Annotated in this window: 23 protein-coding genes; 7 read left to right on the forward strand and 16 right to left on the reverse strand. The window is 73.8% G+C overall.

From position 1 onward, the window contains the following. Positions 1–37 precede the first annotated feature (37 nt). Positions 38–733, forward strand: a complete 696-nt coding sequence (locus ACIQLL_RS03580; RefSeq protein ID WP_402463352.1) for a hypothetical protein — start codon at positions 38–40, stop codon at positions 731–733. A 54-nt stretch (positions 734–787) separates the two neighbouring features. On the opposite strand, the gene ACIQLL_RS03585 is transcribed toward ACIQLL_RS03580, so the two are convergent. Further along, a complete protein-coding gene (locus ACIQLL_RS03585) occupies positions 788–1,210 on the reverse strand; it encodes a hypothetical protein (protein WP_402463355.1) in 423 nt (140 codons plus the stop codon). A 113-nt stretch (positions 1,211–1,323) separates the two neighbouring features. Here ACIQLL_RS03585 and galE point away from each other — a divergent pair, with 113 nt between their 5' ends. Further along, on the forward strand, positions 1,324–2,454 hold the full coding sequence (gene galE, locus ACIQLL_RS03590) for a UDP-glucose 4-epimerase GalE (RefSeq protein ID WP_402463358.1): 1,131 nt from the start codon (positions 1,324–1,326) through the stop codon (positions 2,452–2,454). A 23-nt stretch (positions 2,455–2,477) separates the two neighbouring features. Here the strand turns inward: galE and ACIQLL_RS03595 are convergent, their stop codons facing one another. From ACIQLL_RS03595 to ACIQLL_RS03615, 5 genes are all read right to left on the reverse strand, one after another. Continuing rightward, positions 2,478–3,440 (reverse strand): TAXI family TRAP transporter solute-binding subunit, encoded by a 963-nt coding sequence (locus tag ACIQLL_RS03595; protein WP_402463361.1) that lies wholly within the window; start codon positions 3,438–3,440, stop codon positions 2,478–2,480. Next, positions 3,437–4,795 (reverse strand): sensor histidine kinase, encoded by a 1,359-nt coding sequence (locus ACIQLL_RS03600; protein ID WP_402463363.1) that lies wholly within the window; start codon positions 4,793–4,795, stop codon positions 3,437–3,439. Before ACIQLL_RS03600 ends, ACIQLL_RS03595 begins: the two co-directional genes overlap by 4 nt. Before the next feature lies 1 nt (position 4,796). Next, positions 4,797–5,477 (reverse strand): response regulator transcription factor, encoded by a 681-nt coding sequence (locus tag ACIQLL_RS03605; RefSeq protein WP_402463366.1) that lies wholly within the window; start codon positions 5,475–5,477, stop codon positions 4,797–4,799. Positions 5,478–5,544: 67 nt separating this feature from the next. After that, positions 5,545–6,210 (reverse strand): pentapeptide repeat-containing protein, encoded by a 666-nt coding sequence (locus ACIQLL_RS03610; protein ID WP_402463368.1) that lies wholly within the window; start codon positions 6,208–6,210, stop codon positions 5,545–5,547. Positions 6,211–6,250: 40 nt separating this feature from the next. Next, the gene (locus ACIQLL_RS03615) at positions 6,251–8,584 is read right to left on the reverse strand and encodes a glycoside hydrolase family 3 C-terminal domain-containing protein (protein WP_402463370.1); all 2,334 of its coding nucleotides are present in this window, start codon (positions 8,582–8,584) and stop codon (positions 6,251–6,253) included. Between the two features lie 81 nt (positions 8,585–8,665). Here ACIQLL_RS03615 and ACIQLL_RS03620 point away from each other — a divergent pair, with 81 nt between their 5' ends. Together ACIQLL_RS03620 and ACIQLL_RS03625 are read left to right on the forward strand one after the other, a co-directional pair. Then, positions 8,666–9,337 (forward strand): TetR/AcrR family transcriptional regulator, encoded by a 672-nt coding sequence (locus ACIQLL_RS03620; RefSeq protein ID WP_402463372.1) that lies wholly within the window; start codon positions 8,666–8,668, stop codon positions 9,335–9,337. Between the two features lie 44 nt (positions 9,338–9,381). After that, a complete protein-coding gene (locus ACIQLL_RS03625) occupies positions 9,382–10,224 on the forward strand; it encodes an HAD family hydrolase (protein WP_402463374.1) in 843 nt (280 codons plus the stop codon). Here the strand turns inward: ACIQLL_RS03625 and ACIQLL_RS03630 are convergent, their stop codons facing one another. The 8 genes from ACIQLL_RS03630 to ACIQLL_RS03665 all read right to left on the reverse strand — a co-directional run bounded on the left by ACIQLL_RS03630 (position 10,225) and on the right by ACIQLL_RS03665 (position 21,256). Then, on the reverse strand, positions 10,225–14,226 hold the full coding sequence (locus ACIQLL_RS03630; RefSeq protein ID WP_402463377.1) for a VaFE repeat-containing surface-anchored protein: 4,002 nt from the start codon (positions 14,224–14,226) through the stop codon (positions 10,225–10,227). 145 nt (positions 14,227–14,371) lie between these two features. After that, positions 14,372–16,996, reverse strand: a complete 2,625-nt coding sequence (locus tag ACIQLL_RS03635; RefSeq protein ID WP_402463380.1) for an MMPL family transporter — start codon at positions 16,994–16,996, stop codon at positions 14,372–14,374. A 13-nt stretch (positions 16,997–17,009) separates the two neighbouring features. Next, entirely contained in the window at positions 17,010–17,702 is a 693-nt protein-coding gene (locus tag ACIQLL_RS03640; protein WP_402463383.1) for a TetR/AcrR family transcriptional regulator, read from the reverse strand. Positions 17,703–17,773: 71 nt separating this feature from the next. Further along, positions 17,774–18,517 (reverse strand): anti-sigma factor, encoded by a 744-nt coding sequence (locus ACIQLL_RS03645; RefSeq protein WP_402463386.1) that lies wholly within the window; start codon positions 18,515–18,517, stop codon positions 17,774–17,776. Further along, positions 18,504–19,046 (reverse strand): RNA polymerase sigma factor, encoded by a 543-nt coding sequence (locus ACIQLL_RS03650; RefSeq protein ID WP_402463389.1) that lies wholly within the window; start codon positions 19,044–19,046, stop codon positions 18,504–18,506. Before ACIQLL_RS03650 ends, ACIQLL_RS03645 begins: the two co-directional genes overlap by 14 nt. Before the next feature lie 154 nt (positions 19,047–19,200). Then, a complete protein-coding gene (locus ACIQLL_RS03655; RefSeq protein WP_402463392.1) occupies positions 19,201–19,995 on the reverse strand; it encodes a class F sortase in 795 nt (264 codons plus the stop codon). Next, positions 19,992–20,840, reverse strand: coding sequence for a DUF4397 domain-containing protein (locus tag ACIQLL_RS03660; RefSeq protein WP_402463395.1), 849 nt, complete (start codon positions 20,838–20,840; stop codon positions 19,992–19,994). The genes ACIQLL_RS03655 and ACIQLL_RS03660 overlap by 4 nt, the downstream gene beginning before the upstream one ends. A gap of 152 nt (positions 20,841–20,992) precedes the next feature. After that, positions 20,993–21,256, reverse strand: a complete 264-nt coding sequence (locus ACIQLL_RS03665; protein ID WP_402463398.1) for a GlsB/YeaQ/YmgE family stress response membrane protein — start codon at positions 21,254–21,256, stop codon at positions 20,993–20,995. 135 nt (positions 21,257–21,391) lie between these two features. Here ACIQLL_RS03665 and ACIQLL_RS03670 point away from each other — a divergent pair, with 135 nt between their 5' ends. Beyond that, complete coding sequence (locus ACIQLL_RS03670) at positions 21,392–21,778, forward strand: hypothetical protein (protein ID WP_402463400.1); 387 nt, start codon at positions 21,392–21,394, stop codon at positions 21,776–21,778. On the opposite strand, the gene ACIQLL_RS03675 is transcribed toward ACIQLL_RS03670, so the two are convergent. After that, positions 21,762–22,502: a DUF4396 domain-containing protein gene (locus ACIQLL_RS03675; RefSeq protein ID WP_402463403.1), complete on the reverse strand. Its 741-nt coding sequence runs from the start codon at positions 22,500–22,502 to the stop codon at positions 21,762–21,764. The genes ACIQLL_RS03670 and ACIQLL_RS03675 overlap by 17 nt on opposite strands. Positions 22,503–22,593: 91 nt before the next feature. Here ACIQLL_RS03675 and ACIQLL_RS03680 point away from each other — a divergent pair, with 91 nt between their 5' ends. Continuing rightward, complete coding sequence (locus tag ACIQLL_RS03680; RefSeq protein ID WP_402463406.1) at positions 22,594–23,739, forward strand: winged helix DNA-binding domain-containing protein; 1,146 nt, start codon at positions 22,594–22,596, stop codon at positions 23,737–23,739. A gap of 4 nt (positions 23,740–23,743) precedes the next feature. Here ACIQLL_RS03680 and ACIQLL_RS03685 read toward each other — a convergent pair whose 3' ends face one another. Continuing rightward, positions 23,744–24,211, reverse strand: a complete 468-nt coding sequence (locus ACIQLL_RS03685) for a DUF2255 family protein (protein WP_402463409.1) — start codon at positions 24,209–24,211, stop codon at positions 23,744–23,746. A 220-nt stretch (positions 24,212–24,431) separates the two neighbouring features. Here ACIQLL_RS03685 and nhaA point away from each other — a divergent pair, with 220 nt between their 5' ends. Next, positions 24,432–26,252 (forward strand): Na+/H+ antiporter NhaA, encoded by a 1,821-nt coding sequence (gene nhaA, locus ACIQLL_RS03690; protein WP_402463412.1) that lies wholly within the window; start codon positions 24,432–24,434, stop codon positions 26,250–26,252. Positions 26,253–26,256: the final 4 nt, after the last annotated feature.

The following is a 26,256-nucleotide window of genomic DNA, read 5'->3' on the forward strand; positions in this document are numbered from 1 at the left end:
CGTTGTGGAACACCCCGGAAGCAGGTTGTGTAGGGCGATGAGCCATTCCGACGCCGAACACCGCCCGCCCGGAGAACCGCTGCGCATGACCCGGATCGTGCTCCGCCCGACCGGCAACCCGCTACCCCTGGGGTTCATGGCCCTGGCCGTCGCCACCGCCGGGTTCAGCAGCCTGCAGCTCGGCGTCGTCGGCCCCGACGAGGGCACGACCGTGGCCCTGGCGGTGCTGGTGCTCACCGTCCCCCTGCAGCTGCTGTCGGCCGTCATCGGGTTCGGCGCCCGCGACCCCATCGCCGGGACCGGGATGGCGATGGTCTCCGGGGTGTGGGCGATGATCGCCGTCACGACGCTGACCTCGCCGCCGGGTTCGACGAGCCCGGCCCTGGGCGTCCTGCTGGTCACGGCGTCGCTCGCGATGCTCGCGCCGGCGGCCGCGGCGCACGGCAAGCTGCTCGCCGCGGCCGTCATGGTCGGGTCCGCCGCCCGGTTCGCCGTGACCGGCATCAGCGAGGTCACCGGCTCCGGGGCGTGGGAGGTCGCCGCCGGGGCCCTCGGGCTCGCCCTCGCCGCCCTGGCGCTCTACGCGGCCCTGGGGTTCGTGCTCGAGGAGGTCGACCACCCGGTGCGGCTCCCGGTGCTGCGGCGCGGCGACGGGATCAAGCCGCTGCGTGACGACATGGACGAGCAGGTCGAGGGCATCGCCCGGGCGGCGGGGGTGCGCCAACAGCTCTGAGTCCCGCCCGCCGGGGCGCGCGGCCCGGGATCGACGTCGACCGTCGGCACCCGGTCAGCTGCCGTCCTCGCGACGGTTCTCCAAGGCGTTCTTGAGCATGACGGCGGGCAGCAGGAACGTGGCCAGCATCGTGACCAGCCAGACGATGATCGGACCGACGATCCAGCCCTGCCAGCCGCCGATCTCGAGGCCGTCGGGTGCGACCAGCGCCGCGACCGCCAGCGCCACGTAGGTGCTGACGAGCCCCACCGCACCGACGAGCGTCGGGGCGTTGTTCTGCGCCATCTTCGCCAGGAACGGGGACAGGACCGCCTGGGCGAGGGCGAAGATGACGACGGCCAGCACGAACGCGAGCGGGTTGCCCCACACCACATGGAAGGTCTGCCAGTCGAGGGCCCCGAAGAGGATGTCGGTCAGGACGATGCCGATCGCCGCCCCGAGCAGGAAGATCGCCGTGCGTGCCAGAAGTCGGATCATGGAGGCAGGGTGACACAGGTCACCTCGGAGCGCGCGGGATGCTCAAGATCTGCTCAACACCCCGTGACCTGCACACACCCGTGCGCCGATGATGTGGGCAGGCTGAGAGAACCATGGGGGACGCGATGCGGGTCCTGGTCACCGGCGGGGCCGGCTACCTGGGATGTCACGTCGTGCTGGCACTGCTGACCGCCGGTCACGACGTGGACGTCGTCGACGACTTCACCCGCGGGACGCCGGCGTCGCTGTCGCGGGTGGAGGCCCTGGCGCACCGCCAGGTGACCAGCCACGCCGCCGACGTCGCCGACCTCGACGCGATGGAACGCATCTTCGCCACCGCCCGGTTCGACGCCGTCGTCCACCTGGCCGGGCTGCGCTCGGCCGTCGAGTGCACGGACCGGGTCCTGGACGCCTACGAGACGAACCTGGCCACCACCTTCGCCCTGCTGCGCTGCATGGCGTGGTACGGCGTCCAGCGGTTCGTGATGTCCTCGTCCGCCGCGGTCTACGGCGCGTCCGACGACGACGCCCCGCTGGCGGAGACGGCGCCGCTCGCGCCGGTCTCACCGCTGGGCCGCACCCTGGTCACCAACGAGAACCTGCTGGCCGACCTGGCCCGCACCGGTGCGGTCCGGGTCGCCGTGGTGCGGTGCTTCAGCACCGCCGGGGCGCACCGGTCCGGCCGCATCGGCGAGGTCGCCAAGGCGCCGGGGGCAGGGCTCCTCGCCCGGATCGGTCACGTCGCCGCGGGTCACCGGCCGCACCTGACCGTGCACGGCGGCGACCACCCCACGCCGGACGGGAGCGCGGTGCGGGACTTCGTGCACGTCGACGACGTCGCCGAGGGTCACGTCGCCGCGCTCGAGGCGCTGGACGCCACCTCGCAGCCCGTGAGCACGTGGAACCTCGGGACCGGCCGGGCCTCCAGCGTCCTGGACGTCGTGCGCACCTTCGAGCGCGTCTCCGGGCGGACGGTCCCGCACCGGATCATCGACGGCCCCGCGCGGACGGTGTCCCGGACGATCGCCGACACCACCCGGTCGACGGCGGACCTGGGCTGGTCGGCACGTCGGGACCTCGAGCAGATCTGCCAGGACCACTGGCGGTGGCAGCAGGCCAACCCGCAGGGCTATCCGCCGACGATGACCCCGGAGATGCCGTGGCGCGGCGGCGTCGGGCACCGCCTCCGCCTGGTCCCGCCGCTGCCCACCCGGCCGAGCGCGCCGGCGTCCTCCGGGCCCTGAAGAGCACCGAGAGGCACCGGGCGTCAGGACTTCGTGTCCCGGTAGTACCGCAGCGCGCCGGGGTGCAGCTCGGTCGGCGCCGTGTAGATGGCACGCGCACGATCCAGCAGGGCCGCCGAGTCGACGGTCTCCACCAGCTCCGCACGGGCGTCGAACAGCAGGGCCGTCAGGCCGTAGGCGACGTCGTCGGGCAGGTCGGCGCCGACCAGCAGCATGTTGGGCACCGCGAGCGTCTCGACATCCGCCGGCCCGCCGTACACGCCCTCCCGCACGACGCCGTGCCGGTACCCGTGCCCGAACTCGTCGCGCATCTCGTCCACCACCTCCTGCAGGGGCACGAGGCGGACGTCCATCTCCTCGGACAGCTCCACCAGGCCCGGTGTCCGCAGGCCGCCGGACCAGAAGAACGCGTCGACACGGCCGCGGCGCAGGGCGTCGATCGACTCCGTGATGCCCAGCTCGGAGACACGCAGGTCCGCCTCGGCCACGTCCGCCGCGGCCAGCACCCGGCGTGCGATGAGCGAGGTCCCGGACCCCTGGGCCCCCACGGAGACCCGCAGCCCGCGCAGGTCCTCGATCGTCGTCACCGGCGAGGACGCGGGCACCACCAGGTGCTCGAAGTCGTCGTACACCCGGGCCACGGCCCGCACGTCCACCGGGTGGTCGAAGTCGCCCGTCCCGGCCACCGCGTCACCGGCGGCGTCGGCCGCGCTGAACCCGATCTGGGCGGTGCCGTCGTCGAGCAGGTGCAGGTTGTCCACCGACCCGCTGGTCTCCAGCACCTCGGCGTCCACCCCGTACCGCTGCGTCAGCACGTCGGCGAGCGCCCGCCCGTACGCGTAGTAGATCCCGGTCGTGCCGCCCGTCGCGATCGTGACGGTCGAGGGCAGCTCGTCGGCCCAGGCCTCGTCGTCGGCGGCGGAGCAGCCCGTCAGGACCAGCGACCCGAGCAGGACGGCGAGCAGTGTCGTGGCGAGCCGCCTCATGCCTCGTCCTCCCAGCGCCGGACCTGCAGCCGCACGCGCAGGCCGCCGTCGTCGGGCAGCTCGAGGCGCAGCTCCCCGCCGGTGGCGGCCAGCAGCTCGGACGCGATCGCCAGGCCCAGCCCGGAACCCCGCACCGCACTGTGCCCGGGGCTGCGCCAGAAGCGTTCGGTGAGTCGGTCGAGCTGGTCGGGCGGGACGCCGGACCCGTGGTCGCGCACGACGATCTCCACGGTGCGCGCGCCGGACGCCACCGACACCTCGAGGGGTTCGTCCGCCGGCGAGAACTTCCACGCGTTGTCCACCACCGTGTCGAACGCCGCCTCGAGGGCGGTGGGGTCGACGGCGGCCCACACCTCCGGTGCGGTGTGCTCGAACGTGATCACGCGGTCGGGGTCCACGGCCCGACGCACCTCGAGGCGCATCGCCACGAGCTCGGTGACGTCGACGGGCTGGGCGGGACCGAGGTTGGCGTCGTCCGCGAGGAGCAGGAGCGCGTCCAGGATCTGCGCCATGTGCTCGGCCTCCGTCCGGACGTGCTCGACCTCCTCCGCGTCCTCCGCCGGGACGGTCAGGGCCAGGCCCTCGATGCGCAGCATGAGCGCGTTGAGCGGGTTGCGCAGCTCGTGCGAGGCGTTGGCCACGAACTCCTGCTGACGGCGCATCTGGTGCTCGACGCGCTCGGCCATCTCGTTGAACCGCTCGACGACCTGACGCAGCTCGGGCGGCCCGGCGGACTCCGGGATCCGTTCGTCGAGGCGGCCGCCCCCCATGTTCGCCATGGCCCGCTCCACCGCGCGCACGGGCCGCAGCACCCAGCCCGCGGTCCGGTCCGCGAGCACCATCGCCAGCATGGCCAGCACCAGGCCCGAGACGCCGATCAGGGCCCAGCTGTACCAGATGCCCTGGCGGACGTCCCCGGCGTCGGAGGACGTCAGGAGGGCGCCGATGACGTCACCGCCGTCGAACACGGGTTCCGCGACGACGATCTGCTCGACCTCCCACGGCCACAGGCTCTCCCGCATGTCGGCCTGACGGCCCGCGACGGCCGCGTGCCGTTCCGGGACGTCCTCCACGTCCAGCCCGGTGCTCGCGACCGTCATGCCGGCCTGGTCGACGACCGCGGACTCCACCCCGTACACGTCCCGGTAGCGCTCGAGGTCGACGGCGACCAGCTCGGGATCGTCGGTCAGGATCGCCTGCCGCGCGGCGATGACGAGGTACTGGGCGTCCCGCGCACGGTCGAGGAAGATCTCCTGCTGGTGCGCCCGGGTGACGCTGCCCGCGTAGAGCGTGCCGAGCAGCAGCAGGACGAGGGCGATCGGGACGAACAGCAGCGCCACCAGGCGGGGCCGCACCTCAGGACTGCCCGAGGACGCGGTAGCCGACGCCGCGGACCGTCCGGACCACCGACGGGTCACCGATCTTGCGACGCAGCGACGCGACGTGGACCTCGAGCGTGCGGCCCAGTCCCTTCCAGCTCGATCCCCAGACCTCGCGCAGGATCCGCTCCCGGGCCAGCGCCGTCCCGCGGTGCCGCACCAGGAGGGCGAGCAGGTCGTACTCCTTGCGTGTCAGGGACACGACGGAGCCGTCGGCGCGACGCACCTCGCGCGCCGCGAGGTCGACCCGCACGGTGCCGACCTCGACCCGGGCGACGTCCGTCCGGCCGTCCCACTCGCGGGGCCGCCCCCGGCGCAGCACGGCGTCGATCCGGGCGAGGACCTCACGGATGTCGTAGGGCTTGGTCACGTAGTCGTCGGCCCCGAGCTCGAGGCCCCGCACGCGGGACTCGAGGTGGGTGCGCGCGGTGACCATGATGATCGGGGTGTCGGAGACCTTGCGGATGCGGCGGCAGACCTCGAAGCCGTCCATGTCCGGCAGGGCGAGGTCCAGCAGGACGAGGTCGGTGTGCTGGCTCAGGGCGTCCAGCGCGCTCGAGCCGTCGGCGGCGCGGATCACCTCGTACCCGTGCTTGCCCAGGACGGACACGAGCGCCCCGGCGACATGCTCGTTGTCCTCCACGACCAGCAGCTGCACGCCTCCGACCGTAGCGGAGCGGAGGACTCCGCGACAGGTCACCTCGGCCCACGGCCCGGGTGAGACGTCAGTCGACGACCGTGATCCCGAGGTTGGCGGCGAGCGTCGGCGCGAGCTCGGCCAGCTGCCGGCCGGTGATGGTCGTGCCCCGCAGGGCGTCGGTGCCGACGAGCTCGGTCAGCAGCGCACCGCGCAGGTCGACGTGGGACAGCGTGGCGGCCTGCAGGTCCAGCCGGCGCACCCGGGTGTCCTCGAACGCCACCCGGGTGGCCTCGGCCTGCACGAGGTCCAGCTCGTCCACGGTGCAGTCGGTGAACAGCACGTCCTGCAGGCGGGCGCCGCGCAGGTTGACGTACCCGAGCTTGCATCCCACGAACCGCACCGACTGCCAGGTCGACTCGTACAGCTCGGCCGAGCCGACCCGGGCGTCACGGAGCTCGACGTCGCGCCAGCGGCCCCGGATCCCCTGGACCACCGGGACGTCGACCCGCTCCATGACGACCTCGGTGAGGGTGAGGTGACGCAGGTCGGCCTCGCGGGCGCGCAGCCCGTCGAGACGCGATCCGTAGACCCTGGCGTCCCGCAGCTCGAGCCGGTCGACGTCGAGGTCGACGTGCTCGACGCCCTCGAGCACGGCGCGGGACACCAGGGCGGCGGGATCGCCGCGTTCCAGGTCGCTCAGGACGACCGGGTCGACGACGGGGGCTGCGGGACTCCTCCGGGCTGCGGGCACGGCACCAGGCTAGAAGATCAGACGCTCGCGGCGTCCGACCTCAGGCCTCGCCGTACGTCGCGAGCAGATCGTCGAACGCCTCCGGGGTGAGCGTGTCCGAGAACCCCATCGTGGTCACCTTGACCACCGGGATCGCGGCGAACATGGCGGCGTGCGCGGGGTCCCCCTGCGCGGCGTCGAACATCTGCGCCGCCGGCCCGATGGCGGACACCAGCGCCTCCCAGGCCTCGGGGTGCTGCTGCCACTCGGCCACGGTGGAGTACCGGTGCAGCGGCGTCGGCAGCGGCGGGGCCACCAGCTCGACCGTGGTGACGAGCGGCAGGTCGCGCGACGAGGCGCCGACGGCGACCTCGAGCGCACCGGGCTCCACGACCCAGCCGTGCGTGACGGTGTCCCAGTGGGACACGCCGCGGCGGGACACGGTGAGCTCGACCCGGCGGGACTCGCCGGGCTCGAGCGCGACGGCCTCGAACCCCCGCAGCTCGCGCGGGGCCCGGGCGACGGCGGACGCCGGCCGGCCCAGGTAGAGCTGCGGCACGGCGACGCCGGCCCGCTCCCCCGTGTTCGTCACGGTGACGGCGACGCGCACGACGGCGTCCTGCGCCGCCGTCGACGCCGTCACCTCGTCGACGTCCACGGCCAGGTCGGAGTGGTCGAACGTCGTGTACGTCAGACCGTGCCCGAACGGGTAGGACACGTCCGCGCCGGTGGCGTCGAGCCCCCGGTAGCCGATGAACAGCCCCTCGCCGTAGCGGACGGTGCCGTTCTCACCCGGGAAGTTGAGCTGGGCGGGCACGTCGGACAGCGCCACCGGGATCGACTCCGCGAGACGGCCCGACGGCGCGGCCTCGCCGAGCAGGAGCGCGACGGCGGCGCTTCCGGAGGCCTGCCCGCCGAGCCAGGTCTCGAGGATCGCGTCGACGCCGTCCTGCCAGCCGGACACGGTGACGGCCGATCCGTTGGACAGCACGACGACGGTGCGGCGCGCCACGGCGGAGACCTCGCGGACGAGCGCGACGTGCGCCTCCGGCAGCTCCATGTGGTCGCGGTCGTACCCCTCGGACTCGGCCACGGCCGGGAGCCCGACGAACAGCACGGCGGTCCTGCCGGCGGCGGCGGCCACGGCCTCGGCGCGCAGGGTCGCGTCGGCGTCGGCGTCGTCCCGGTCCTGGCCCGGCTTGCCGGCGGCCTCCGCCAGCAGGTAGCCCGGGTGGAACGGGACGTCGAGGTCCCGCTCCGCGAGGGCGTCCAGGGCGCTGACGAGCCGGGTCGGGTTGACCTGGGAGGAGCCGGCACCCTGGTAGCGGGGGGTGCGGGCCATCTCGCCGATCACCACGAGGTCCCCGGCGCGCGCCGGGTCGAGCGGGAGCACGGCGTGGTCGTTCTTGAGCAGCACCGCGGTGCGCGTGGCGGCCTCGTGGGCGAGCGCGTGGTGCGCCGCGACGTCGTAGGTGCCGGGCTCGGCGACGGCCTCGGCGGCACGGGCGACCATCGTCAGCACGCGGGTGGCGGCGAGGTCGACGACCGACTCGTCGAGCTCCCCGGCCTCCACGGCCGCGACGATGCGGGCGTCGTTGACACCGGCGGACGACGGCATCTCGAGGTCGAGCCCGGCGGCGAGCCCCGTGACGCGGTCGTCGACGGCGCCCCAGTCGGAGACGACGAGCCCCTCGAAGCCCCAGTCGCCGCGCAGCACGTCGGTGAGCAGCCACGGGTCCTGCGAGGCGTAGGTGCCGTTGATCTTGTTGTACGAGCACATGACGGTCCAGGGCTGGGCACCGGTGACCACCCGCTCGAACGCCGGCAGGTAGATCTCCCGCAGCGTGCGCTCGTCGATCTCGGCGGAGACGCGCATGCGGTCCGTCTCCTGGTTGTTGGCCGCGAAGTGCTTGAGCGAGGTGCCCACCCCGCGCGACTGGATACCGTCCACGAGGTCGGTCGCGAGCTCACCGGCCAGGAACGGGTCCTCGCTGAAGTACTCGAAGTTGCGCCCGCACAGGGGGCTGCGCTTCATGTTGACGCCGGGGCCGAGCAGCACCCCGACGGCGTTGCCACGCGTCTCGGCACCGAGCGCCTCGCCGACACGGCGGATGACGCCGCGGTCCCAGGTGGAGGCGAGGCCGGCCGCGGGCGGGAAGCACGTGGCCGGGACGGACTCGTTGAGGCCGACGTGGTCGGACGCCCCGGCCTGCTTGCGCAGCCCGTGCGGACCGTCGGTCACCATCACGGCCGGGATCCCGAGCCGGTCCACGGGCTGGGTGGTCCAGAAGTCCTGGCCGGAGCACAGCGCGGCCTTCTCGGCGAGCGTGAGCCCGGCGACGAGGCGGGGGACGTCGGCGACCGTCAGGGGCGTCGTCGCGGTCGGTGCAGTCATCAGTTCCTCCATCGGATGCGTCCGAGCACCGTAGCAGACTTATTTACCATGCGGTAGGTAAACGTCGACTACAGTGCTTGCGTGCCGACCACTTCCCCCCGACGGCCCGGACGCCCGCGCGCCGGCAGCGAGGACAAGCACGCCCGCATCCTGCGCGAGGCCGTGACCCTGTTCGCCGAGAAGGGGTTCGCCGCGACCTCGCTCGGCGACGTCGCCGCGGCCTCCGACATCTCCAAGGCCGGGCTGCTGCACCACTTCGGGTCCAAGGAAGGGCTCTACGGCGCCGTCCTCGAGCACCGCGACGACGTCGACTTCGTCGGCATGACCGACGTCGGCGACGACGTCTGGGCCTACCTGCACCAGTGGGTCGGCCTCATGGCGGCCAACGCCCGGACCCCCGAGATGGTGCGGCTCTACAGCGCCATGGCCGTGGACGGCGTCGAGGCGGACCATCCGGCCCACCCCTGGCTGCACCAGCACTTCCTGCGGACCGTGCAGGCGACCGCCGAGGCCTTCGAGCGCGGCAAGGCCGCCGGCGTCGTCCACCCCGACGCCCCCTCGCGCGAGCTCGCCCGCACGGTCGTGGCCGTCTCCGACGGCGTACAGCTCCAGTGGCTGTGCGCACGGGCCGACGCCGCGGCGGCGGGCGAGGAGGTCACCGCGACCCCGGAGCACGCGGGCGTCCCGCTGGACATGGCGGCCCAGATGCGCGTCGTCGTCGAGCTGATCGAGGCGCGCTGGCGCAGCGCCTGAGCCGGTGATCGCCTCGCCCCGTCGGCGTCGGCGATCATGGACCCATGCCCCTTCCCCCGACCCCCGCCCTGGCCGACGTGCGCCTGGTCGTCACCGACATGGACGGCACGCTGCTCGACGCCGACGGTCGCGTCCCCGACGACGTCTGGCCGGTGCTGGCCGCGCTGCACGACGCCGGGATCGTCGTCGTGCCCGCCTCCGGACGTCAGCACGCGACCATCGCCGCCGACTTCCCGGCCGAGCGCACGCCCGGCCACGGTGAGCTGGTGATCATCGCCGAGAACGGCACCCTGGTCACGCGCGGCGGCCGCGAGATCTTCTCCGACGCCATGACCCCGCAGGACGTGGCCGCCGTCGTGCACGCCGTCCGCAGCATCGACCCCGTCCGGGGCGGCGCCGTCGTCGCCGGCCGGCGCAGTGCCTACGTCGAACGCGCCGACGCCGCGTTCGTCGACCACGTGCGCACCTACTACGCCGAGCTCGAGGTCGTCGACGACCTGACGCGCGTCGACGACCAGGTCCTCAAGGTCGCGGTGCACGACGACGTCGACTCGGCCACCGGCACGTTCCCGGCGCTGGCCCACCTGCAGGAGTCCCTGCAGGTGGCGGTCTCCAGCCCGCACTGGGTCGACGTCATGAACCCCGGCGTGACCAAGGGCGTCGCGCTGCGCCGGCTGCAGGAGCTGGCCGGGATCGGACCCGAGCAGACGATGGTGTTCGGCGACTACCTCAACGACCTGGAGATGCTGGACGCCGCCCACTGGTCCTACGCGATGGCCGGCGCGCACCCGGACGTCATCGCCCGTGCCCGGTACGTCGCGCCATCGAACGCCGAGCACGGCGTCGTGCAGGTCCTGCGGGCCATGCTGCGAGCACCGCTGGACTGATCAGCCGAGGGTCCGACGGCGCACCGCGCGCAGGCCGAACCCGCCGAGCAGGAACGCCCCTGCCAGACCCAGCAGGATCGCCACCGACTGCGGTCCGGTGACGGGCAGGGACCCGCCGCCGTCCGGGGTGTCGCCCTCGGCGATCCAGAACGTCTGTGCCGCGTCGTCGATGTCCGAGTGGGTCGCGACCAGGTCGTCGTCCACGTAGAGGCCCTCGAAGACCACCTGGTACTCGCCGGGATGCTCGGCCGCCTCGGCGGCCGTGACCTCGTACGCGACCTCCACCGAGCCGTCGGGCGCCGTGGGCGTGAAGCGCACGCCGCCGACGACGCCGGTGCCCGACAGGTCCGTGTGCATCGTCGACCCCGAGACCACGTACTCCACGCCGGGCGTCAGCCCGGTGTAGGTGATCGTGTCGACGACGGTCGCGCCCTCGGGCGGCACCACCCTGCTGTCGCCGGAGCCCACCACGGACGCGGACGTGCGGATCGTCGGCGCCTGCGGGGCCACGGTGAACGACTGGTCGGCGTCGCGGACGTTCTCGTGGCTCGCGACCTCCTCGCCGGCGCGGGTCAGCACCTGGAAGGCCACCAGGCGGTCACCCGCGAACTCCGCGGCGTCGGTGTCGGTGAGCTCGAACTCCACCTCCACGGTCCCGTCGGGGCTGTTCGGGGTGAAGCGCGTCGAGCCCGTGATCCCGGTCTCGATCGCCGTCGGCGCCACCACGAGCTCGCCGGTGACCCGGTACGCCGCACCCGGGACCAACCCGGTGTAGCTGATCGTGTCCACGACCGTCGCACCGTCGCGCCCCACGACCCCGGAGCCGGACCCGACGACCGCCACCGCCGAGTCGATCCGCGGCGCCGGAACGTCGGCCACCGAGAACGTCTGGTCGGCGTCGTCGAGGTCGACGTGCGCGGCCACGAAGCGCCCGTCCAGCGTGAGCCACTGGAACGCCACGAGGTCTCGCCCGGCGTAGTCCGCCACGTCGGCGGCGTTGAGCGTGAACTCGACCTGCACCTGCCCGTCGGGCTGCGCCGGCGTGAACGTCGTGGCACCGCGCAACGCCGTGCGCTCGCCGCCGGCCGTGCGCAGGACCCCGTGGATCGTGTACTCCTGGCCGGGCACCAGTCCGGTGTACGTGAGGGTGTCGGTGAGCGTGCCGCCGTCCGCCGGCAGGGTCTTCCCGCCCGTGTCGGTCACGACGATCTCGCTGTCCAGGGTGGGCGCGACCTCGGCGGTGTTCGTGACGGTGACGTCGACGACGCCGGTCGTCGCGTCGAGCGTGAGGGTCTCGGGGTCGATGGTCACGTCGCCCCACTCGACGCCGTCCACGTCGGGCGGCGTGTCCTCGCTGAAGGTCACGACGTCGCCCTGCAGCAGGTCCGGGCCGTCGACGACGGTGCCGTCGGCCGGCAGCCCGAGCGTGCCGGTCGCGCCGGTCGAGGGCCCGTCGGTGACCTCGTACCGCAGGTCGAAGGTCGCGTCGTCGGGCACCAGGTCGGCGCCGCTGCCGGTGACCTCCTTGTGCGCCTGGAAGGTGGCCGTCGCCAGGTCGTAGGTGTTGGTCGCGGTGAACTGCGCCGCGGCGGGTTCGCTCGAGTCGATGACGACCGTGTCCGGAGTGACGGTCAGCCCGCTGAAGTCCACGCCGGGGACGTCCGGCGGGTCCACCTCCGTGATCCGCACGACGTCGCCGTCCTGGAGGTCCTGCGGCCCGTTGGTGGCCGAACCGTCGGCGGTCACGACGAGCTGGCCCGAGTCCGGTGCGGACGGTCCGTCCATGATCTCCCACTGCACCGTGAACTCGGCGTCGTCGGGCACCAGGGCGGCCCCGGTGCCGGAGACGACCTTGAGCACGGAGAAACCTGTGGCGATCCGGTTCTCCAGCGCGGCCGTGTTGACCACGGCGACGTCCACCGTCTCGCCCGCGGTCAGGACGAGCGGGTCCGGCACGATGGCCGGCGCGCCCCAGATGACGTCGTCGACCGCCGGGAAGGTGGGCTCGGAGAACGCCACGACGTCCCCCACCGTCAGCTCGGGGCCGTCGACGACGGTGCCGTCCGCCGGGATCGTCAGCGTGCCCGTGGTGCCGGCGTCCGCACCGGAGGTGACCTCGTAGTCGACGGTGAACTCGGTGTCGTCCGGCACCAGGGCGGCGCCGTCCCCGACGATCTCCTTGTGGATCTGGAACGTGGCGGGACCCAGGTCGTAGGTGTTCGTCACCGTGACGACGGGCACCACGTCCTCGGCGAGGGTGATCGACTCGGGGTCGATCGTGACCCCGGAGAACACGACCCCGTCGACCTCGACGCCGTCCTCGTCGAACGTGATCACGTCCCCGGCGTACAGGTCCCCGGGCCAGGTGACGGCCGTCCCGTCGGCCGGCACCTCGAGCTGCCCGGTCTGCCCCGCCGAGGGCCCGGCCGTGACCTCGAAGGACACCGTGAACACGGTGTCCGGCGGCACCTGCGCGGCGCCCGAGCCGTCGACCTGCTTGACGACCGTGAACGTGGCCGGCGTGAGGTCCGCGACCGGGAAGGTCTGCTCCGCGTCGTCGACGTCCTCGTGGGTGGCCACGACGTCGCCGTCGAGCGTGAGCACCTGGAACGCGACGAGGTCCTGCCCGGCGTACGTCACCGCGTCCTGCGCGCTGACCGTGAACGTCACGTCCACGGTGCCGTCGGGCTCGGTCGGGGTGAACGTGGTGCTGCCGGTGATTCCCGTGTCCGTGCCGCCGGCGGCCGTGACCAGGGCGCCGTCCACCACGTACTCCTGGCCCGGCGTGAGCCCGGAGTAGGTGATCGTGTCGACCACCGTCCCGCCGCCCTGCGGCAGCGCGCCGCCGTCCGGGTCGGTCACGGCGACCGAGGAGTCGATCGCCGGCGCGTCGTCGTCGCAGAGCAGCTGCCCGAGGAACGTGTGGTGGTGGATCTCGCCGCCGCCGGTGGTGACGACGTCGTCGGCGAACCACTGGCCGTTCGTGGAGCGCGACCCGGTGAAGACCAGGTCGACGCCCGGGGCCCAGACCGCACCCATCTCCAGACCGTCGATCGTGACCGGTCCGGTCACCTCGGACAGGTCGAGCATGATGTAGCGGGCATAGGACTGCTGCTCGTCGGCGTTGGCCGACCAGCCCTCCACGTTGATCGGCCCGATGGTGGTGGTGGGGTCGGTGACCTTGACGACGAAGGGCGCCTGGGCCGTGGGGACGTACCCCTCGCCCCCCGGCTTGATGACGGCACCGGCGATGTCGTCGTAGTAGACGTAGTTGGGCTTGGTGAAGTCGAACCCGGACAGGGTGACCAGGCCCGCGTCGCCGGTGACCGTCACCTCGTTCGCCAGCGCAGGGTCGGTGTACATCTGGGCGAGGCACTGGTTCGTCCGGTCGATCTGCTCGTCGGCGTCCGGGAAGTAGTCCTCCACGGCCGGGCGGTTCGTCGTCACCCTGTCCCGCCAGGTCGCCGGGTCCCAGGCCAGCGTCTCGAGGTCGAGGATGCCGCCGGTGGGGTTGGTGACCCGGGTGAAGCCCGATCCCCGCTCCTGCCCGCTGAGGTCGGCGGTGTCGGCGAACTTCGCGATGGCGGTGGCCTCGTCGGAGTCCGGGTCGATCGTGCCGGTGTCGTCGCGGTTGGTGAGGTCGATGCCGCCGCTGCCGGAGAAGTCGTTCCCCAGCAGGCGCACGGGATCGCCGTCGATGCTCGGCACGGTGTAGTCGGGCACGTCCGCCGAGGTGTGCAGCACCGGGTAGTTGCCGATGGTGCTGGACAGGCTGCCCCAGGCGGCCGCCGACCCCTCGAGCTCCCCGTTGCCCAGCGCCAGGTCACCGGTGGCGACCCAGGTGAACCCCTGGTTGACCTCGAACGGGTCGTAGGTGGTGACGGCGGCCTGCGCCGGCGCGACCGCGGAGGTCCCGACCAGACCGAGCGTCAGCAGGACCGCCCCGGCCCTGCTGACAGCGCGGTCAGAACGGCTCCGGCGGGACGAGCGGACAATCGGCACGGCACTCCCCTGGCGTTCGACAGCACGACCCGTCGCCGCCGAGATGCCATCGTCACCGCCAGGTCCCCTACCAGGGCAACGTAGCCTGGGCCCTGCCGGACCGCGCCCCGAACGCTCGCATCGTGACCGGTCCGTGACGCGCGGCTCAGCGGCCCCCGGCACCGCCGCCGGTCGTACCGCCGTCGCCCGTCGCAGCCGTCTCGGCGTGCGGGTGCCGACGCTCGAGCGCGGCCCCCTCGACGTCGACGTCCGGAAGGATCCTGTCGAGCCAGCGCGGCAGCCACCAGGCGCTGTCGCCCAGCAGGTGCATGAGGGCGGGCACCACGAGCATCCGCACCACGAACGCGTCCACGAGCACGCCGAACGCGAGGGCGAACCCGATGGGCCGGATCATCGCGTCGTGGGAGAACACGAACCCGCCGAACACCGAGATCATGATGATCGCGGCCGCGGTGACCACGGAGCGACCGGCCCGGAAGCCCTGGGCCACCGCCGTCCGCGCCGGGGCGCCGTGGGCGTAGGCCTCGCGCATCCCCGACCCGAGGAACAGCATGTAGTCCATCGCCAGGCCGAAGAGGATGCCCACGAGGATGGTGGGCAGGAAGTTCAGCACCGGCCCGGGGTTGTCCACGCCGAAGAGCCCGGACAGCCAACCCCACTGGTAGATGGCGACGACGCCGCCCAGCGCGGCGAAGTAGCTGAGGATGAACCCGAGCGTCGCGATCACCGGCACCAGGATCGAGCGGAACACGATGATCAGGATGATCAGCGACAGCCCGACCACCACGGCCAGGTAGACCGGCAGGGCCTCGGACAGCTTGTCCGAGATGTCGATATTCCCCGAGGCCGCGCCGGCGACGCCGATCTCGGTGCCGTCGTCCAGCGGGGACAGGTCGCGCAGGTGGTGCACGAGCTGCTCGGTGGACTCCGTGGTGGGCCCCTCGGCGGGGATCACCTGGAACGCGATGAGCGTGCCGTCCTCGGACGTGCCGGCCGGGGCCACGGCCACGACGTCGTCCACCGCCGCGAGCTGCTCGCCGATCGCGAGCTGGGTGGCCGCCTCGGTGTCCTCGGTCACGGGGTCGGTGGGCTCGGCCGTGACCAGGAGCGGCCCGTTGGTCCCGGGACCGAACTTCTCGGCCACGGTGGAGTAGGCCTGGTACTGCGTGGAGTCCGGCGACTCCGAGGAGCCGTCGGGCAGGTTGATCCGCAGGTCGAGCGCCGGGATCGCCACGACCGCGAGCAGGGCCACCCCGACCAGGACGCGACCGACGGCGACGAGCGTCGACATCGGACGCAGCGGCTTCTTCCCCGGGGTGCCCGACGTCGCGTGCTCGCCCGGGTGCGGGTGCGCGGCCTCGCGGGCGGCCTGCTCCGTACGGGACAGGATGCGCAGCCCGATCGCCGACAGCAGCGCCGGCGTGAGCGTCACGGCCACCAGCACGGCGATCGCCACGGCGACGGCGCCGACGGTGCCCATGAGCCCGAGGAACGGCACGCCGGTGACGTTGAGCGCGAGCAGGGCGATGACCACGGTCGTCCCGGCGAAGACGACGGCGTTGCCGGAGGTGCCGTTCGCCAGCGCGATCGACTCGGGGACGTCGTAGCCCTCCTTGAGCTGCGTCCGGTGCCGGTTCACGATGAACAGCGCGTAGTCGATCCCGACGGCGAGCCCGAGCATGACGCCGAGCACGGGGGTGACCGCCGACATGTCGACGATCGAGGAGAAGGCCAGGGACCCGAGCGCGGCGATCCCGACGCCGACGATCGCGGTGAGCAGCGGCAGGCCGGCACCGATCAGGGTGCCGAGCATGACGAAGAGGGCGATCGCGGCGACGACCAGGCCGACGGCCTCGCCCGGTCCGAAGACCTGCGGGGTGGCGAGCGAGATGTCCGAGCCGAAGTCCACCTGCACGCCGTCGATCTCGGCGATGCCGTCGTCGAAGGCCGCGACCACCGCGTCCTTGGTCTCCTGCTGCACGTCGAACTGCTCGTCGTCGAACAGCACGGTGGCCACGGCGGCGGAGCCGTCCTCGGAGACCGTGCGGATCCCGGAGGCCAGGTCGAGCAGCTCCTGGCCCTGCTCGACCTGCTCGGCCTGCTCGTCGAGCCGGTCGGACTGCTCCTCCAGCTCGGCGGCACCCTGCTCGAGCTCGGCCTGCTGCTCCTCGATCTTCTCGAGCCCGGCGTCGATCTCCTCCTGCTGGGCGTCGAGCTGGGGAGCCGCGGCGTCCGCCTGGCCGGCGGCCTCCGCCTGCTCCCGGGCGGCGTCGAGCTGCTCCTGCCCCGCCTCCAGCTCGGCGCGCGCCGCGTCGAGCTGTTCCTGCCCGGACTCGATCTCGTCGCGGCCGTCGGCGATCTGGTCGCGGCCGTCCGCGATCTGGTCCACCCCGTCGGCCAGGTCGGCCGCCTGCTGCTCGCGCTCCGCCTCGGTGGCGAACGGGTCGACGACGGTCTCGACGTCGGCCACGTCCGCCGCGTTGGCCGCGACGTCGGAGATCTGGGACCGCTGGTCGTCGGTGAACGCCTGCCCGTCGGTCGTGGAGATCACGACCGTGCCCGTACCGCCGGCCGCCTCAGGCATCTGGTCGGCGAGCTGGTCGGTCACCTCCTGGGTGGGGGTGCCCGGGATGGTGAAGCTGTCGGACAGGGTGCCCGCGCCGACGACGTACCCGGCACCGGCCAGCACGAGGACCGCCACCCAGGCCGCGACGACGACCCGCACGTGGTGGGCCGCTCCGCGGCCGAGGCGGTAGAGGAGCTCTGCCATGGTGTCCTTCCGGTCAGTGCTCGCCGGGGCGAGGCTGGGGGGTGAGGTGGTCGAGGAGGCCGTCCCACACGGCGACGGACGCGGCGTCGGTGGCCCCGCCCGTCTCGGCGAGCCAGTACCCGACGAGCACCACGAGCTGGCTGACGAGCGCGGCGACGGTCAGGTCCACGTCCATCCTCGCGGCGTCGGGGTGGCGGCGGGCGAGACGGTCGGCGAGGTCGTTGCTGACGTCGGCCAGCGAGCGCAGCAGCAGCATCGTGACCCGCTGGGGCACGGCGTCGTCCGGGGTGAGCCGGCGGACGGCACGGCCGGGAGGGGCGTCGGGGCCGGTGAGCCCGAACGCGCGGCACAGCAGCGCCGTCGGGTGCACGAGGTCGGTGCCGCGCAGCGTGGCCACGAGGTCCGCCAGCACCCCCTGGCGCGCCTCCGCGGCCGAACGGTCGTGCTCGGCCGCGGCGAGCCGACCCTCCGCGTCGAGACGTTCGAGGGTGTCCACCAGGGACCGGAACGCGTCGGCGCCGACCGCCGCCACGACGTCGTCCAGCGAGTCGAAGTGGTTGAACACCGTGCGGCGGGCGACGTCGGCCCCTGCGGCCAGCTCGTCCACGGAGAAGGTGGCCCCCCGGGACCCCATGAGGTCGGCTGCCGCGTCCACGATGGCGCGCCGCGTCCTGCTCTTGGCGGCGGCTCGGCGGTCGATCGGCACGCCATGACACTAGGTGCACGGTTGCACCGGGTGCAACGAGGGGCGGTGTGAGCCGCCCCACTCCCGGGGGCTCAGACGTCCAGCGCGCCCCGGACCACCGAGTCGCCGGAGTGCGCCGGGTCCCCGTCGAACTGCTCCTCGGAGACGTCCACGACCGGGAACGCCGCGATGTCGAGGCCCTCCGGGATGTCGAACCTCCCCTCGGAGCCCTCCAGCACGCCGAGGCTCACGAGTCCGCTGACGTCGGGGGCCAGGAGCCACACCTCGCGGTACGTCCCCTCCGGCACCGGGGCGTCGACGGACACCACCACCTGCCGCGTGCCGTCGGCGGCCTCCTCGACCGCGGCGGCGCCGGCGGCACCATCCCAGCCCGGCAGCGCGTCCAGCTCGGCGGAGGCGATCGTCGTCTCGGCCGGCTCGATGCTGCGGCGCTCCCACAGGACCCCGCCGGTCACACCGAGCACCAGCGCGGTGCAGGCCGCGACGAGGGCCGGCACCCAGCGCCGGCGGCGGCGTCCGGCGAGCTCGACGACGTCCGCACCGGCTTCGCGGGCGGCCTCGGAGCCGAGCGTCCGCGGGGCCGTGGTGAGCCCGAGCTCGTCGTGCACCCGCTCCCAGACGGCGGGCGGGGGCGCCACGAGGTCGTCGGCGTCGGCCGCCGCACCGGGCACGGGACGGGCGCCGACGGCCGCACGCTCGAGCTCGTCCGCGCACCGCCGGCACGGCGGGCACGCCGCGAGGTGGGCGCGCTGGTCGTCGTCGAGCACGTCCTCGCCCAGGGCGAGGAGCGCGAGGGTCTCCTCATCGATATGCACCGTCCACCTCCTCCAAGCGGTCGCGCAGCCTGATCAGGCTCCGTCGGACATGACTCTTGACCGTACCGAGCGGCAGGTCCAGCTCCTGCGCGATCTGCACGTGCGTCAGGTCACGGAAGAACGCGAGCTGCAGGATCGTGCGTCCCGGATCCCCCAGCCGCCGCAGCTCGTCGGCGACCAGCACCCGGTCCGTGACCCGGTCCGCGTCGGGCGGCGTGGCCACGGGTGCCTCCGCCTCGACGGCGGCCGCCTCCTGCGAGCGCCGGGTCCGGGCCCGGGACTCGTGCATGTCGGCGATCGTGTGGCGGGTGATCCCCACCAGCCAGGCGGGCAGCCGGGCCCGGTCCGGGTCGAACCGCGCGCGACCGCGCCAGGCGGCGACGAACACCTGCTGGGTCACGTCCTCGGCGTCCGCGTGCGAGCCGAGCGAGCGCAGGGCCAGCGTGTGCACCAGGCTCGACCAGTTCCGGTAGGCCGCGGCGAGCGCGTCCTCGTCCCCGGCCGCGAAGTCGCGGCCGAGCCCGTGCACGTCGACCTCGGGGGCGTCGGTGTCGGTGGCGTCCAGTGCAGGTCCTCACGGTGGGCGGCACCCGTCCAGGCGCCGTCGGGCTGGTATGCAGAGGGTAGGAGACGGGGCCCCGCGGGGCAACGGCCGGGTCGGCCGTCCGGGCCGGTCGTCCGGGTCAGTCGGCCGGGTCCGCGGTGACGACGACGTTGTCGGTGTACGACCCGACCTCGGCGTCCCACCGCCCCCCGCAGGTCACCAGGACGAGCCGGGGCGCTCCGGACCGGTCGAAGATCTCCGCCAGCGGCGTCCTGGCCTTCTCCACGCTGCGTACGTCGGTCACTGTGTAGTTGTAGGTGGTGCCGTCGGCGGTGTCGACGGTCAGCTCGTCACCCTGCCGGGCGTCGGTCAGGCGGGCGAACGGTCCGACGCTGTCGGCGTCGTCGACGTGCGCCGCGACGACGGTGGCCCCGTTCTCGCTGCCGGGCGCGGGGCCGAACCGGTACCAGCCCGCCTCGTCGGCCGAGTCGGGCAGCGCCATCGTCCCGTCGGGACCGGCGCCGGTCGGCCGGACCGGGACGTCGATCCCCAGGGCACCGACCCGGACACGCACCGGGGCCGGGGGCTTGGTGGTGGCGACGGCGTCCGTGGCCGGCCGGACGGGGACGTCCGGCACGGCGCGGGCCCGCTGGGCGCCCGCGCCCCGGGAGCCTGACGGCCCGGCGGCCGACGGCGGCGCGGCGTCCGACGGCGCGGTGTCCGACGGCGCGGTGTCCGACGGCGCGGTGTCCGCGCTGTCGGCGACGCCGCCCGCGGCGGCCGGCTGGGGGGACGAGGCCGCCTGGGGGTCTCCGGCGGGGCCGGTGCCGCACCCGCCCAGGGCGAGCGCGACACCGACGATCCCCGCTGCCGCAGCGGGGACGGCCCGTCGCCGGGCCGCCCGCCGCCACGTCGTGGTGAGGTCGATCGTCATCCGCGCGGTGCCTCCACGGCCGCCCGGCGGTGCCGGATGCCGAGCAGCACCGCGGTGGACGCCAGCAGGAGCGCGCCGAGCGCAACCAGGCCGACCGTCGTGCCGCCGTCGTCCTGCGCGGCGGCCAGACCCGAGACGCCCGCCGGGACGCCGCCCGGGGCCGAGTGCATCCCCTCGACCGTCTGGGTGGCCAGGGCGAGGTTGTCGTCGTCCAGGCTGCCCCAGGCGTACGCGATGGTGGTCACGCCCTCGGCGACGTCGACGTCCGCCGGCCCGATCACCGGGTCGGTGGTGCCGGCGGCGGCGACGGAGGCCGAGACGGTGCCGGCCGGGAGGTCGAGCGTCTCCTCGTCGGGGTTCTCCAGCCCGGTGATCACGGCGTCACCACCGGCCAGGACGTCCACGGCGGGCGCCGCGGCGACGTGGCGGACGGTGAGCCGGCCCTCTCCCGCGGCGATCGACGAGGTGTCGTTGGTGAACAGCGTCGCCGTCGGTCCGCCGTCGGCGTCCAGGTGGGCGACCGCGGTGTAGTTCATGCCGCCCTCGAGCTCCAGGTCGACGGGGCCGATGACCGGGTCGCTCGCGTCCTGGGCGTCGGCTCCCGTGATGGCGACCGTGTAGGTGCCGCCGGGCAGCTCGAGGGGTCCGGCGAGGTCGCCGGGCTCGAAGTCGTCGAGCGTGAGCTCGTCGTCGACGTAGACGTCCACGGTGGTGTCCGGGACGCCGTGCAGGACCGACAGCATGGCGTCGTCGGACGAGGCGGCGGACGCCGGTCCGGCCAGGCCGACGGCGGCGAGGGTGGCTGCGCCCGCGAGCGCGGCGCTGCGTCGAACGGTGCGGTGCATGGTTCTCCTCCAGGGGTGGAGCCCGGTCCTGCCGGGCCGCTGAGGTGCTGACACCCCCTCTTCCCCCGGGGAGGTCCATCCGGATGCACCGATCTGGAAGAACTTCTGCGCCGTGGCGGGACCGTCGCCCGGCCCCGCCACGGCGCCGGTCCTCAGCGGCGCCGACGCCCGCCTGCCAGCAGGGAGACGCCGACGGCGGCGAGCCCGACCTGCAGCGCGAGCTCGATCCAGTCGATGCCGCCGGTGTCGCGCACGCCGATCTGGCTCGCGATCCACGTACCCACCAGCGCCGCGACGATCCCCACGAGGATCGTCGCGATGATCGAGATGCGCTGCTTGCCCCGCAGCACGAGCCGCCCCAGGGCGCCGATGATCGCGCCGATGATGATGGCCGAGATGATGCCGCCTGCGGTCATGGTGCCTCTTTCCTTCGTCCGATGTGGTGCGGTACGGCGCGAATCTAGCCGAACCCGGGCAGGACGCCCAGAGGGGGCAGGGCGTCCGGACGCGTCCGGAACGGCACTGACCGCACGACGGCGTAGCGTGCGGCCATGCACCGCTCCAGCCGCCGCACCACCGGTCGCGCCGCCGTCGGGCACGTCGTCGCCCACGCCACCGGGGCCGCCCTGCTCGTCAACGCCGTGCCCCACACGGTGCACGCACTGTCCGGGCGTCCGTTCCCGACGCCGTTCGCCGACCCGCCCGGCGAGGGCGACTCGACGCCCGCCGCGAACGTCCTCTGGGGCGGGATCAACGCCGTCGCCGGTGCGAGCCTGCTGCTGGGTGTGGGCCGCTTCCGGTGCGGCCGGGACCTCGACACCGCCGTCACGTCCGCGGCCGCGCTGCTGGCGGCCTACGGCATCTCGCGCCACTTCAGCGGGGTGCGCGCACGGCGCGACGCCGCCGTCGCGCCGGCCCCCGTCACATCCGTTCCTTGACCCCCGCGCGGATCAGGTACCAGTTGACCGGGTAGCTCGTGGCGAAACCCACCACCATGGCGACCTGCATCGCGGCCCAGAACACCGGCGTCGTCACGGCAGCCCGGCCACCCAGCAGGTCGGGCAGGATCCACAGCTGGACCAGCGCCATCGTGCCGTACATCCCGACCTGCCACGCCGTGATGGACAGCGCGTCGGCCTTGACGGCGGCGCGCAGCCCCGCCCTCAGACCCAGACCGCGCATCGGGGCGATCGCGTAGTACTGGAAGGCGATGCCGATGGCGAACGCGGCGACGTAGTCGAGCACCCAGACGGCGAAGATCTTGTCGGTGAACAGCCAGTCGTAGCCGCCGAGGATCGCGACCGCGGGCAGCAGGACCACGAGCCACTCGACCAGCAGGTCGCCCAGCATGCAGCCGGCCCCGCAGTGCGAGGTCCCCGTGAACACCGAGACCGCCATCGGGGGGCCGTCGCCGTCGTGGTGGTGACCCCCGCCCTGCTCGGCACGCCGGGCGGCGCGACCCCACCGCAGGTAGGCGGCCGTCCACACCAGCGACCCGAACAGGGCCGTCACCGGCCACACCACGTTCATGACGCCCATCGGCTGCGGCCGACGTGCGACGTCGACGGCGATCCACGCCGCGCACAGCAGGCCGAGCGCCACCAGGACGCTCGCGACGGCGACGAGACCGGAGGGCAGGTCGGAGGTCGTCAGCTCGGTCATGCGCTCCACCGTGCGTCGAGGCCGCGAGCGGCGCAATCGCGCACGTCGCGCTCCCCTTGCCGCGAGCGGCCTCCCGCGCCAGGCTCGACGCGTGCGCCTGACGAACGCCGGGCTCGGCCGCGCCACGCTCGCCCGCCAGCTCCTGCTCGCGCGGGAGCCGCTGACCGTGCCCGACGCCGTCCGGCGGGTGGGCGCGGTACAGGCCCAGGAGCCGGCGTCGCCGTACCTGGCCCTGTGGAACCGGGTCGCCGGGTTCGACCCGGCGGACCTCGACACGGCCTTCACAGCCGGCGACGTCGTGCGGTCGACGCTGCTGCGCCTCACGCTGCACGCCGTGCACCGCGACGACTGGGCCCGGTTCCACCACGCGATGACGCACCCGCTGCGCGGCTCGCGGCTGAACGACCGCCGCTTCACCCCGGCGCAGCTCACCGCCGCCGAGGCCGACGACGTGCGCGACGCGCTGCTCGCGTTCTGCGCCGCACCGCGCACCCAGGCCGAGATCCTCACCGAGCTGACCCGGATCCTCGACGCCGACCGCGCGCCGGCCGCCTGGTTCGCGCTGCGCACCCTGGCCCCTCTGCACCACGTCCCCACCGGGCCGCCCTGGTCGTACAGCCCGCGCGAACGGGTCTACCGCGCCGGGGCCCGGACGGCGGCGAGCACGCCACCGGCCGGTGAGGACCCCGCCGTCGTGCACCTGCTGCGCCGCTACCTCGCGGCGTTCGGGCCGGCGTCGGAGGCCGACTTCGGCCAGTTCACGATGCTGCGACGGCCGTTCACCGGACCCGCGGTCGCCGCGCTGCACGAGGAGCTCGAGACCGTCGAGGGACCGCACGGACCCCTGCTGGACCTGCCCGGGGCGCCGCGACCGGCGGCGGACGCCCCGGCGCCCCCGCGTCTGCTGGGCATGTGGGACAGCGTCCTGCTGGCGCACCGGGACCGCAGCCGCGTCCTGCCCGAGGAGTACCGGTCCCACGTGATCCGGCGCAACGGCGACACGCTCCCGGCGGTGCTGGTGGACGGCCGCGTGGTGGGGGTCTGGCGCACCACCGACAGCGGGGTCGACGCCGCGGCGTTCGAGCCGCTGCCGCGCGCGGCCTGGGCCGGCCTCGAGGCGGAGGCGGCCTCGCTGCAGGCGTTGCTCGCCGACCGCGAGCCCGTGGTCTACGGACGCTACCGGCGCTGGTGGGAGCAGCTCCCGGCCGACGACGTGCGCCGGCTCGCCGGGCGCTGAGGGGTCAGCAGGCCGTGCAGGGCACCTCGGCGCCCCGGCGGCGGACCGCCCCGGGCACGCCGGCGGGCCACGCGGACGGACGCCGGGGGGCGCGGTCCGCGAGCGCCGTGACGGCGACCTCCCACCAGGGACGACGGCGCGGCGTGAGCCGGAACGTCGTGGCGGCCGCGACGTCGGACACCACGGCCGAGACCTTCTCCGGGGTGCACCGGCCGTACTTGGCGCGGTAGGCGTCGTCGAGCAGGTCGTGGACCTCCGGGGCCACCTCGGCGAGCGTCACGTGGTGCTCGACCCCGGCCACCCGCACGACGGCGCGCCCGCCGCTGGTGCGGGGCGTGCCCGATCCCGGCGCGGACCGCACGTACAGCTCGTGGCCCAGCTCGACCGTCCAGGCGGGCGTCCCGGGTCCCTCCCCGGTGACGAGGTGGGCGGACGGGAGCGTCGCGAGGTCCTGCAGGCTGGGGGTGGTCATGGAAGGCTCCTCGCGGTCGGGGCGGGCGGGCGGTGCGGGATGCGTGAGGTGGATGCTCGGGGTCCTCGGTCGGCGGTGGGGTGCGAACTGTCCAACTTCTCCACCCTGACCGCTATTCCCGGCGGACCGGTGACCACGGCGGGCGGAGCGTGTGCCGGGACCGCGCGAGCAGCCGCGGCGCCGTCGTCGTACGCTCCCGGCAGGTCACGAAGGAGGCGACATGGCCCGACTCGATCTCACCCGCCGGCTGCGCACCGACACCGGTGCGGCCGTGCTGCTGCTGTCGGTCACGCTGTTCGCCCTGCTGTGGGCCAACTCCCCCTTCTCGGAGTCCTACACGCACCTGTGGGAGATCCCGGTCGACGTCGACATCGGTGACCTCGGCTTCGACATGGACCTGCACCACTGGGTCAACGACGGGCTGATGGTGCTGTTCTTCTTCGTCGTCGGGCTCGAGGTGCGTCAGGAGCTGACGGTCGGGTCGCTGCGGCGGCGCAGCCAGCGCCTGGTGCCGCTCGTGGCGGGCACGGCCGGGGTCGTGGTGCCCGCGGTGATCTACCTGGCGATCGCCGGCGGCACCGCTCCGCACGGCTGGGGCGCCGTCGTCGGCACGGACACGGCGTTCCTGCTCGGCGTGCTGGCGCTGGTGGGGCCGCGCATGTCCAACCAGCTGCGCGTGTTCCTGCTGACCCTGTCCGTGGTGGACGACTTCCTCGCGGTGACGATCATCGGCGTCGTCTACTCCGAGGACGTCCGGATCGTCCCCCTGCTGGTCGCCGCCGCCTGCCTCGGCGTGCTGTGGCTGCTCGGGCGGATGCGCGAGTGGCGCAGCGCCCCCTACGTCCTCGTGGTCGTGGTGCTGTGGGGCGCGACGGTGCAGGCCGGCGTCCACCCGTCGATCGCCGGCATGCTGGCCGGGCTGCTGGTGCCGGCCGCCCTGACCCGGCGCGACGACGTCGTGCGCACCAAGAGCCTGTACCGGGCCTACTGGCAGTCGCCGAGCGCGGGCGTGGCCCGGGAGGTGCACCTCGGCCTGTCCCGCTCGATCTCGGTCAACCACCGGCTCCACGAGGTGCTCAACACCCCGGTCAACGTGGTCGTCGTGCCCCTGTTCGCCCTCGCCAACGCCGGGATCGACCTGCGCGGCGGGGCGCTCGGCGAGGCGTTGGCCTCGTCGATCACGTGGGGCGTGGTCGCGGGGCTCGTGGTCGGCAAGCTGGTCGGCATCAGCCTCGGCACCTGGGCGGCGGTCAAGGCGGGGCTCGGGACGCTGCCCGACGGCGTCGGGCACGGCAGCGTGCTCGGCGGCGCGGCGTTGTGCGGGATCGGGTTCACCGTGTCGCTGCTGGTGATCGACCTGGCGTTCGACGACGAGTCGCAGGTGCAGGCCGCCACGGTCGGCGTGCTGCTCGCGCTCGTGCTCGCCTCCGCGGTCGCATGGGCGCTGTTCCGGCTGGCCCGGGTGCGATGGGGCGAGGAGAGCGCCGACCTGCCGACGATGCTCGATCCGCCGGTCGACGTGCGCCTCGACCACCTGCGCGGCAACCCGGACGCGCCGCACACGATCGTGGAGTACCTGGACTTCGAGTGCCCCTTCTGCATGCGCGCCACGGGCATGTGGCGCGAGCTGCAGGCCGAGCTCGACGGACGCGTCCGCTACGTGGTGCGGCACCTGCCGCTGGACGACGTGCACCCGCACGCCCGCCTCGCGGCGGTGGCCGCCGAGGCGGCCGCCCGCCAGGACCGCTTCTGGGAGATGCACGACCTGCTGTTCGCGAACCAGTCGGCGCTCGAGGCCGAGGACCTGCGGGGTTACGCGGACCAGCTCGGGCTGGACCCGGAGCAGTTCGACGCCGACCTCGTCGACGAGGCCCTGCACGCCCGCGTCGCCGACCACGCCGAGAGCGCGCGGGCGAGCGGGGCCCAGGGCACCCCGACGTTCTTCCTCGACGGGCAGCGCCACCAGGGACCGCACGACGCCGCCACGCTGATCGGCGCCATCGAGGCGCTGGAGGCCGCGGAGCCGGACGGGGCACGGTAGGCGG

It is taken from the genome of Isoptericola aurantiacus (assembly GCF_044769875.1).
GTDB lineage: Bacteria > Actinomycetota > Actinomycetes > Actinomycetales > Cellulomonadaceae > Isoptericola > Isoptericola aurantiacus.

Bases quoted from the DNA above. Each gene is read 5' to 3' on its own strand.
- ACIQLL_RS03580 (WP_402463352.1), top strand. From the start codon at position 38: ATGAGCCATTCCGACGCCGAACACCGCCCGCCCGGAGAACCGCTGCGC.
- ACIQLL_RS03585 (WP_402463355.1), bottom strand. From the start codon at position 1,210: ATGATCCGACTTCTGGCACGCACGGCGATCTTCCTGCTCGGGGCGGCG.
- galE (WP_402463358.1), top strand. From the start codon at position 1,324: ATGGGGGACGCGATGCGGGTCCTGGTCACCGGCGGGGCCGGCTACCTG.
- ACIQLL_RS03595 (WP_402463361.1), bottom strand. From the start codon at position 3,440: ATGAGGCGGCTCGCCACGACACTGCTCGCCGTCCTGCTCGGGTCGCTG.
- ACIQLL_RS03615 (WP_402463370.1), bottom strand. From the start codon at position 8,584: ATGACTGCACCGACCGCGACGACGCCCCTGACGGTCGCCGACGTCCCC.
- ACIQLL_RS03625 (WP_402463374.1), top strand. From the start codon at position 9,382: ATGCCCCTTCCCCCGACCCCCGCCCTGGCCGACGTGCGCCTGGTCGTC.
- ACIQLL_RS03635 (WP_402463380.1), bottom strand. From the start codon at position 16,996: ATGGCAGAGCTCCTCTACCGCCTCGGCCGCGGAGCGGCCCACCACGTG.
- ACIQLL_RS03655 (WP_402463392.1), bottom strand. From the start codon at position 19,995: ATGACGATCGACCTCACCACGACGTGGCGGCGGGCGGCCCGGCGACGG.
- ACIQLL_RS03660 (WP_402463395.1), bottom strand. From the start codon at position 20,840: ATGCACCGCACCGTTCGACGCAGCGCCGCGCTCGCGGGCGCAGCCACC.
- ACIQLL_RS03665 (WP_402463398.1), bottom strand. From the start codon at position 21,256: ATGACCGCAGGCGGCATCATCTCGGCCATCATCATCGGCGCGATCATC.
- ACIQLL_RS03670 (WP_402463400.1), top strand. From the start codon at position 21,392: ATGCACCGCTCCAGCCGCCGCACCACCGGTCGCGCCGCCGTCGGGCAC.
- ACIQLL_RS03675 (WP_402463403.1), bottom strand. From the start codon at position 22,502: ATGACCGAGCTGACGACCTCCGACCTGCCCTCCGGTCTCGTCGCCGTC.
- ACIQLL_RS03685 (WP_402463409.1), bottom strand. From the start codon at position 24,211: ATGACCACCCCCAGCCTGCAGGACCTCGCGACGCTCCCGTCCGCCCAC.
- nhaA (WP_402463412.1), top strand. From the start codon at position 24,432: ATGGCCCGACTCGATCTCACCCGCCGGCTGCGCACCGACACCGGTGCG.